Source organism: Aliterella sp. E5.1 (assembly GCF_057473825.1).
Genome location: NZ_JBYCCV010000509.1, coordinates 1 through 1068, shown reverse-complemented (window position 1 = coordinate 1068; position 1068 = coordinate 1). Strand labels below are relative to the sequence as shown.

At 39.0% G+C, this 1068-nt stretch carries 2 protein-coding genes; both read left to right on the top strand.

The features are described 5' to 3' along the window. The first annotated feature begins 62 nt into the window (after positions 1 to 62). Positions 63 to 506, top strand: a complete 444-nt coding sequence (locus AC2VE5_RS28640) for a helix-turn-helix domain-containing protein (RefSeq protein WP_486890896.1) — start codon at positions 63 to 65, stop codon at positions 504 to 506. A 216-nt stretch (positions 507 to 722) separates the two neighbouring features. Continuing rightward, the coding region (locus AC2VE5_RS28635; protein WP_486890895.1) for a transposase at positions 723 to 1068 on the top strand (346 nt) is incomplete at its 3' end.

The window sequence follows — 1068 nt, the reverse complement described above, 5'->3', positions numbered from 1 at the left end:
TAAGCTAATAGACTTCTAAATAGTATAAAATTAAAGTCTAAAATCTTCAAAGTACAAGGACGATGCCTGCGAAAGGATTCCTCAACGAGGAGCAAACAAAAAAATTGCAACAAGCAGTACGGCAAGGTGATTGTCCAAGGCTACGGGAACACGCCCTGATTCTCCTACTGCAAAATGATGGGAAAACCTACCAAGAGATTCAGGGATTTCTTGGATGTGGATATCAGACAGTAGCTCACTGGTGTGTACATGGAAACCCCGATAATCTGGATAGTTTGCGAGACAAGAGAGAGCAAGGAAACTACCGAAAAGCGACTATCGAATATATAGCATTGCTACTAGAAGTAGTCGAAAAAGCGCCAAGTGAACTTGGCTATGAATTTGGCAGATGGACAGCCCAAAGATTATCAACTTATCTACAAGAACAGACCGGAATTAAATTAAGTAGCAAGCAAATCACCCGGATATTGCAAAAAAAAATATGTCTACATCTGGGCGAAATATAGCTTAGAAGATCGGCAAGATAAAACAGAACGAGCGGTATTTCGAGAGAAATTAGAGACTTATTTGAAAGCAGGAATAGTAGCACCGGAGCTTTTTCAAGTATGGTTTTGGGACGAGACAGGCAACAGGCATACGAGTGCTACGTCGTAAATGCTGGACAGGTCGAGGTCAGAGACGAAAAGTTAGAGGACAAAGAAGCCTTGCGTCGAGTAAATGTTATGGGTGGATTACGTTATCATGACCAAAAACGCTTATGTTTTTTTATTGATAGAGGTAATGCAGATAGCTTTTTTGAGCAATTAGTTAAGCTGAATGAATTTGTTAAACAAGAATGGGTTAAACAAGGCAATGAATCAGGACTTTATGAACGGATAGGTCCAAGAGTTCTAATTATTTTGGATAATGCAAGTTTTCATAAACGCCAAGACATCATTGATAAGATTGAGCAAGCACTACCCAATATTCAACTTTGTTTTTTACCAGCATATAGCCCAGATTTCAATTTAATTGAATTAGTGTGGCATTCATGTAAGGAGTTTGTTGCACATCGGTTATTTCAGTCTG